This window comes from Mycobacterium sp. TH-M11 (assembly GCF_057473725.1).
Genome location: NZ_JBYCLD010000271.1, coordinates 1 through 7290, shown reverse-complemented (window position 1 = coordinate 7290; position 7290 = coordinate 1). Strand labels below are relative to the sequence as shown.

Genomic DNA, 7290 nt, shown 5'->3' with positions numbered 1-7290 from the left:
ACGCCCACATCACCAGGCCCGAACAGTCGAATCCACCCGGCGAGGAGCCGCCCCACGAGTAAGGGTCACCGACCCGCGTCAGCGCGGCCTGAACGGCGATCGCTCCCTGACCGGAGCCAGACCCGGGACCACCGGGCTGACCTAAACCGGGCGCTAGCGCGTCGGGGGCGGGTGCGGTGGCGGCGGCCAGTGCCGCCGGCGGCGGAGGAGGTCCGGGCGCGGCCAGCGCGGTGCGCTCGGGCGGGCTCAAGGCAAGGTATTGCGACTTCACGATGCCGATCTGCAGCTGCAACCGACTCTGCTTGGACTGTAGGTTGGCGCGCACCGAGGCGGCCTGCTCGGCTGCCCTCTTGCTGTCGGCCGCCGACTTAGCCGATTCCTGCTCGGCTCTGGCGGCTTCTTCACGGGTGGCGCGGTAGGCCGCCATCTGCTGCAGCATCGCGGTGGAGATCACCCGCGACACTGCCAGCTTGCCGATCAGTTGCTGAGGCGACTCGGCGGTCATGATCGCGTTCAGGCCGTCGGTGCGGCCGCCCATGTACATCGCCGCGGCAAACCGGTCCACACCGGATTGAAAGGTAGCCAGCTTCGACTTCGCGGCGTCCGCCGCAGCCAGGTCGTCGTCGTGCTTCTTTTCGGCGGCGCGCTGTTCAGCAAGCTTATTGTTGAGGTCAAGCTGCGCGCTGTGCATCGCTTCGGTGGTCTGCTCGGCTTGCCGCGACAGCTCGGTGAGCTTTGCCATCGCGTCGTTGGCCGGATCGGCCAGCACATTGCCGGCAACCACTCCGGAAAGAACAGCGAATCCGGCCAGCACTCCAATCGACAAGCGCCGAGCGACGCGCAAAGAAGCGCGGTCAACTTCAAGCCTTTTTCGCAAAGCGTTGCATCCTTAAAACCCATCGGCGTAAACAGCCGGATCTGCTTTAGGTCTCAGACAGGTTACGAAACGACTTCGAGGTTGTCCAACTCTGAGATATTAAGAAAACAGCAAGATTTCACGCCGCCGCCCCTAGGCAACGCCCGGCCGATGCCGATGAATCGGCACCAAACGCAGTCGCGGCGCCATCCCCGCGTCGGCAAGCACCTCAAGCGCCGCGCGCTCGTCTTCCAGCAAAGTTTCCGGTACCCCGAGTATCACGCTCACGACGCAGTCACGACATCCGGGACCGCGCACCGCGCAGTCGTCGCAGTCGATGACCACGGATTCAGCCGAGTCGGGCGGAGCTACCGCCGCCCGGTCGGGCTCGCTGTTGAGCGCCATCTGGCTGCTCCCTTCCATTTTGTCGATCGGTCTTGTCCGAGAAGCTAGCCGCAGGCACCGACAAGTTGTGGAGCGCGCGCTCCCGGTCGACCACAGCATGCGAGACATTTCACGAGTGCGCTAATGTCGGTGCACCTGGTTACTGTCCCCGTCATGGTCGCCCCCGCCGAGCAACTGAGCCTCCCCGACCTAGACCGGTCGACCGAAATATCGCTGCGCGAAACCACTTTCGTCGTTGTCGATCTGGAGACCACCGGCGGGCGGATGACAGGCAGGGCCGGACAACCCGCTGATGCCATCACCGAGATCGGCGCGGTGAAGGTTCGCGGCGGTGTAGTGCTCGGCGAATTCGCCACCCTGATCGATCCGCAGCGCAGCATTCCACCTCAGATCATTCGGCTCACCGGCATCACCACGGCGATGGTGTGCGACGCACCCACAATCGCGGCGGTGTTGCCGATGTTTCTGGAATTCGCCCACGGCGCAGTGCTGGTCGCTCACAACGCGAGATTCGACATGGGTTTCCTGCGCGCCGCGGCCGAGCAGTGCGGCATTCGATGGAAACCGCCGCAGGCGCTGTGCACCGTGCAGTTGGCCCGCCGGGTGTTGAGCCGCGAAGAAGCGCCCAGCGTGCGGTTGGCTGCACTGGCGAAGCTGTTCGCCGTTGCCAGCGAGCCGACGCACCGGGCGCTGGATGACGCCCGCGCCACCGTCGAGGTGCTGCACGCACTGATCGAACGCGTCGGCAACCAGGGTATCCAGAGCTTCGCCGAGTTGCGGTGCTATCTGCCCAACGTGCCGCCGGCGCAGCGCCGCAAACGGTTGCTCGCCCAACACGTGCCCAGCCGGCCCGGGGTGTACCTGTTCCGCGGGCCGTCTGACGAAGTGCTCTATGTCGGTACCGCGGTCAACCTGCGGCGCCGGGTCAACCAATATTTCAATGGTTCAGACCGGCGGACCCGGATTAACGAGATGGTGGCATTGGCAACCAAAGTCGAGCACGTCGAATGCGCCCACGCGCTGGAGGCCGGGGTGCGAGAACTGCGGCTGCTGAACGCCCACGCCCCGCCCTACAACCGCCGATCGAAATTTCCGCAGCGGTGGTGGTGGCTGGTGCTCAGTGACGAGGCCTTTCCCCGGTTTTCGGTGCTGCGCAAGCCGCGCCACAACCGCGCGGTGGGCCCGTTCCGGTCGCGCGCCGACGCCCTCGACACCGCAGACCTGTTGGCGCGTTTCACCGGTGTACGCACCTGCACCCAGCGATTGGCTCGCACAGCGCTGCACGGTCCGGCCTGCCCGCAGCACGAGGTCTCACCGTGCCCCGCCGCCCGCGACGTCACTGCGGCGCAATACGGCCCGGCGGCGGTTGGCGCCGCGGCGCTGATCGACGGCCTGCAGAACGCGGCGCTGGAGGCGGCCGCGCAGCGGATCGCCGAGCTCGCCGGGCGGCAGCGCTACGAGAGCGCGGCCCGGCTGCGCGACCACACGATCACCGCCATCGAGGTGTTGTGGCGCGGGCAGCGCCTGCGTGCGCTGGCCGCGCTGCCGGAGTTGGTGGCCGCGGCCCCCGACGGCGACGGCGGCTGGCAGCTTGCCGTCGTCCGACATGGCCAACTGGCGGCGGCCGGGACCGCCCGCCGCGGCGTTCCGCCGATGCCCGTGGTCGAGGCGATCGAGGCCGCAGCGCAGGTGGTCCTCCCGCAGTCGGCGCCGTTAGGTGGCGCACTGGTCGAGGAGACGGCACTGATCGCGCGCTGGCTGTCGGCCCCCGACGTGCGCATCGTGAGAACCAGCGGCGACGACGGTTGGTGCTCGCCGCTGCGATCGGCCGGCCCGTGGGCCGAGTGGGCCGCCGCGGCCCGCTCGGCGCGGGTAGCCGCCGAATATGCCTTCACCTGCCGCGACTCAGAGTTGTTGACCGAAGCGCACCCAACGCGCGAGCAGGTGTTCGGCCGCGCCGCTGTCGATGGCCTCGGCGGCGCGGCCGAGCCCGGCTTCCCACGCCGGCAGCCACTCGGCGCGGCTGGATAGTCCCGCATGAGCCACGATTGCACCCGCGGCGTTGAGCACGACCGCATCCCGCACCGGGCCCTTGGCGCCGGCCAGCACCGAACGAGCTTCCGCTGCGTTGGCGACGGCGTCCCCGCCCTTCAAGTCATCGAGTTCGGCGCGCGCGAACCCAAAGCCCGCGGGATCGAACTTCAGCTTGTCCACGGTTCCGGCCTGCACCCGCCAGATAGTGCTCGTCGTGGTGGTTGTGAGCTCATCAAGACCGTCGTCGCCGTGCACCACCAGCACGCTGGATTGGCGGGCGGCGAACACTCCCGCCATCACCTCGGCCAGGTCGGCGAACGCGCAGCCGATCAGTCCCGCGCGTGGCTGCCCCGGATTAGTCAGTGGCCCAAGTAAATTGAAGACAGTCGGCACCCCGATCTCACGTCGAACCAGCGAAGCGTGCCGGTACGACGGGTGAAATTGCGGCGCGAAACAGAAGCCGATTCCGACCTCGGCGACACTGCGCTCCACATCGTCGGGGCTCAGGTCGATGCGCACGCCCAGCGCCTCGAGCGTGTCGGCACCGCCCGCCAGCGACGACGCGGCCCGGTTGCCGTGTTTGACCACCGGAACGCCGCTGGCGGCCACCACGACCGCCGCCATCGTCGACAGGTTGACCGTGCTGACACCGTCGCCGCCGGTCCCTACGACGTCGACGGTGTCGGTCCCGATCCGTTCGGTAGGCAACCGGCGGCCGTGCCGCAACATCACCTCGGCCAACTCGGCCACCTCTGCCGAGTTGGGCGTCTTCATCTTCATCGCCACGGCGAAGGCTGCGAGCTGCGCCGGCGTGGCGGACCCGGTCATGATCTGCTCCATGGCCCAACCGGCCTGCCCCCGCGGCAGATCGTGTCCTGAGGTCAACACCTCCAGGACTCGCGGCCACGTCAGCGCCGCTGCAGGGGGCCGTTCAAAGTGCCCCGACGATGACGCCGCCACGTCGCAAATGGTCCCACGATGGACGAGCGGGCGGCGCGGCCGGGCGGCGGCGGCGAAGCGACAGGAATTTCATCTGCCAAATTGCCGCCCCGGGTAGCAGCCGTCAACTACAAAGCGTCATACTTGCGGACGTGACGAGTGCGGTAGGGACCTCGGGTACAGCGATCACGGCGCGAGTACATTCGCTTAACCGCCCGAACATGGTCAGTGTGGGCACCATAGTGTGGCTCTCCAGCGAATTGATGTTCTTTGCTGGGTTGTTCGCGTTCTACTTCACTGCGCGAGCGCAGGCGGCGGGCAACTGGCCGCCGCCGCCGACCGAGCTGAACCTTTACCAGGCGGTGCCGGTCACGCTGGTGCTGATCGCGTCGTCGTTCACCTGCCAGATGGGCGTGTTCGCAGCAGAGCGCGGCGACGTGTTCGGGCTTCGCCGCTGGTATCTGCTCACGTTCGGGATGGGGTTGTTCTTCGTCCTCGGGCAGGGCTATGAGTACTTCCACCTGGTGAGCCACGGGACCACCATCCACGGCAGCGCATACGGCAGCGTGTTTTACCTAGCCACTGGTTTCCACGGCCTACACGTCATCGGCGGGCTGATCGCGTTCATCTTCCTGTTGGTCCGGACCACGATGAGCAAGTTCACCCCCGCCCAGGCCACCGCGTCGATCGTCGTCTCGTATTACTGGCACTTCGTCGACATCGTCTGGATCGCGCTGTTCGCCACGATCTATTTCATCCGATGAGCGAGCATCCGATGAGCGAGCATCTAATGACCAGCAGGGCAGAGAACAGGAGTGCTCGGTTGAAGAAACTGGGGTTGAACCGATCGCTGAGTGACCGGGCGCGTCGTCGCCTGCACCGCCGGCTGTCGGCTGGGCTGCTGCTGGTGTCAGCACTCGTGGTCGCCGGCGGGCTTGCCGCGGTCCTGACTCCCAGCCCGCAGGTGGCCGTCGCCGACGAGTCGTCATCGGCGCTGCTGCGCAACGGCAAGCAGCTTTACGACACCTCGTGCATAACGTGCCACGGCGCCAACCTGCAAGGTGTGCCGGATCGCGGGCCGAGCCTGATCGGCGTCGGCGAGGCCGCGGTCTACTTCCAGGTGTCCACCGGCCGGATGCCCGCCAGGCGCGGCGAGGCTCAGGCGGAACGTCAAGAGCAGCCGTCGTTCGACGAATCGCAGATCGACGCGCTGGGCACCTACGTGCAGGCCAATGGTGGCGGACCGGCCGTGCTGCGTAACCCCGACGGCAGTATCGCGATGACATCGCTGCGGGGCAGCGACCTGGGTCGCGGCGGCGATCTGTTCAGGTTGAACTGCTCCTCGTGCCACAACTTCACCGGCAAGGGTGGCGCACTGTCGTCGGGCAAGTTCGCCCCCGACCTGGGGAAGGCCAACGAGCAGCAGATCCTGGCCGCCATGCGCACCGGGCCGCAGAACATGCCCAAGTTCTCCGACCGTCAGCTTTCGTTCGACGCGAAGAAGGACATCATCGCCTACGTGAAGAACGTGACCGAGGCCAAGAGTCCGGGCGGAAACGGTCTGGGTGGCTTCGGCCCCGCACCCGAAGGCATGGTCATCTGGATCGTCGGGATGGTCGCCCTCATCGGCGCGGCGCTGTGGATCGGGGCTCGATCATGATGCGCGTCGCAACGATGCCGAACGTAGCGACGAGAAGGAGTGGCGGCCGATGACGAACGACAGCGGTAAGCCAACCGTCGAAGAACTGAACGCGATGTCGCGCGAGGAACTCGTCGCGCTCGGCGGCAAGCTCGACGGCGTCGAGACCGTGTTCAAGGAGCCGCGCTGGCCAGTCGAGGGCACCCGGGCCGAAAAGCGCGCCGAGCGCCTCGTTGCCATGTGGCTCTTGCTCGGTGGTGCGCTGGGCCTGGCGCTGCTGTTGGTGTTCCTGTTCTGGCCGTGGGAATACCAGCCGAACGGATCGTCAGGCAGCCTGGCGTACTCGCTAGCTACCCCGCTCTACGGGCTGACGTTCGGCGGCTCGGTGTTGTGTATCGCCATCGGGGCGGTGTTGTTCCAGAAAAAATTCATTCCCGAAGAGATTTCGATCCAGGATCGCCATTACGGCAGCGACGGATCGGACGAAATCGACCGCAAGACGGTCGCCGCGAACCTGACCGACGCGTTCGAGGGTTCGACCTTGCGGCGACGCAAATTAATCGGCCTGTCGCTCGGAGCAAGTCTCGGCGTCTTCGGTCTCGGCACCCTGGTCGCCTTCGCCGGCGGCCTGATCAAAAACCCATGGAAGCCGGTGGTGCAGACCGCCGACGGCAAGAAGGCGGTGCTGTGGACGTCGGGGTGGACGCCGCGCTACCACGGCGAAACCATCTATCTGGCCCGCGCGACCGGCGAGGGTTCCGGAGCGCCGTTCATCAAGATGCGCCCCGAGGACATCGACGCCGGCGGCATGGAGACGGTGTTCCCGTGGCGCGAATCCGACGGTGACGGCACCACCGTCGAATCGCACGAGAAGCTGACGCGGATCCTCACCGCCGTCCGCAACCCGGTGATGCTGATCCGCATCAAGGCCATCGACCTGCCGAAGGTGGTCAAACGCAAGGGCCAGGAGAGCTTCAACTTCGGTGAGCTGTTCGCCTACACGAAGGTGTGCTCGCACCTGGGTTGTCCCGCATCACTGTATGAGCAGCAGGACTATCGCATCCTCTGCCCATGCCACCAGTCGCAGTTCGACGCCCTGCACTACGCAAAGCCGATTTTCGGCCCGGCTGCGCGCGCATTGGCCCAACTGCCCATCACCATTGACGCCGATGGGTACCTAGTCGCTAACGGTGATTTCATCGAACCCGTCGGACCGGCATTCTGGGAGCGCAAAACAACATGAGTCCGAAACTGAGTCCCCCCAGCATCGGCGACGTCCTGGCCGGCCAGGGTAACGCCGTCGACTCGCGTTACCACCTGTCGGCCGCGACCCGACGTCAGCTGAACAAGGTGTTCCCGACGCACTGGTCGTTCCTGCTCGGCGAGATCGCGATGTACAGCTTCATCGTGCTGCTGC

At 66.4% G+C, this 7290-nt stretch carries 6 protein-coding genes and 2 pseudogenes; 5 read left to right on the top strand and 3 right to left on the bottom strand.

Translation table 11 applies throughout. The features are described from left to right. Together AC2VOG_RS11105 and AC2VOG_RS11100 are read right to left on the bottom strand one after the other, a co-directional pair. A partial coding sequence (locus AC2VOG_RS11105; RefSeq protein ID WP_486939946.1) for an NlpC/P60 family protein occupies positions 1–877 on the bottom strand: 877 nt, incomplete at its 3' end. Between the two features lie 132 nt (positions 878–1009). Next, positions 1010–1261 carry a hypothetical protein gene (locus AC2VOG_RS11100; RefSeq protein ID WP_486939945.1) on the bottom strand — a complete coding sequence of 84 codons (252 nt, stop codon included), beginning with the start codon at positions 1259–1261 and terminating at the stop codon, positions 1010–1012. Between the two features lie 123 nt (positions 1262–1384). On the opposite strand from AC2VOG_RS11100, the pseudogene AC2VOG_RS11095 reads away from it, so the two are divergent. Next, positions 1385–3229, top strand: a pseudogene (locus tag AC2VOG_RS11095) (DEDD exonuclease domain-containing protein); the annotation flags it as partial. Here AC2VOG_RS11095 and trpD read toward each other — a convergent pair. Beyond that, positions 3167–4255 (bottom strand): anthranilate phosphoribosyltransferase, encoded by a 1089-nt coding sequence (gene trpD, locus AC2VOG_RS11090; protein WP_486939944.1) that lies wholly within the window; start codon positions 4253–4255, stop codon positions 3167–3169. The pseudogene AC2VOG_RS11095 and the gene trpD overlap by 63 nt on opposite strands. Before the next feature lie 131 nt (positions 4256–4386). Between trpD and ctaE the strand changes: the two genes are divergently transcribed. The 4 genes and pseudogenes from ctaE to AC2VOG_RS11070 form a co-directional block, all read left to right on the top strand. After that, positions 4387–4998 carry an aa3-type cytochrome oxidase subunit III gene (gene ctaE, locus AC2VOG_RS11085; protein ID WP_486939943.1) on the top strand — a complete coding sequence of 204 codons (612 nt, stop codon included), beginning with the start codon at positions 4387–4389 and terminating at the stop codon, positions 4996–4998. Between the two features lie 59 nt (positions 4999–5057). Next, complete coding sequence (gene qcrC / locus AC2VOG_RS11080; RefSeq protein WP_486939947.1) at positions 5058–5894, top strand: cytochrome bc1 complex diheme cytochrome c subunit; 837 nt, start codon at positions 5058–5060, stop codon at positions 5892–5894. 49 nt (positions 5895–5943) lie between these two features. Continuing rightward, positions 5944–7116, top strand: coding sequence for a cytochrome bc1 complex Rieske iron-sulfur subunit (gene qcrA, locus AC2VOG_RS11075; protein ID WP_486939942.1), 1173 nt, complete (start codon positions 5944–5946; stop codon positions 7114–7116). Next, positions 7113–7290: pseudogene (locus AC2VOG_RS11070) on the top strand (cytochrome bc1 complex cytochrome b subunit); the annotation flags it as partial. The gene qcrA and the pseudogene AC2VOG_RS11070, both read left to right, overlap by 4 nt.

Excerpts from the sequence above, each read along its gene's own strand:
- AC2VOG_RS11100 (WP_486939945.1), bottom strand. The coding sequence starts at position 1,261 with ATGGCGCTCAACAGCGAGCCCGACCGGGCGGCGGTAGCTCCGCCCGAC.
- qcrA (WP_486939942.1), top strand. The coding sequence starts at position 5,944 with ATGACGAACGACAGCGGTAAGCCAACCGTCGAAGAACTGAACGCGATG.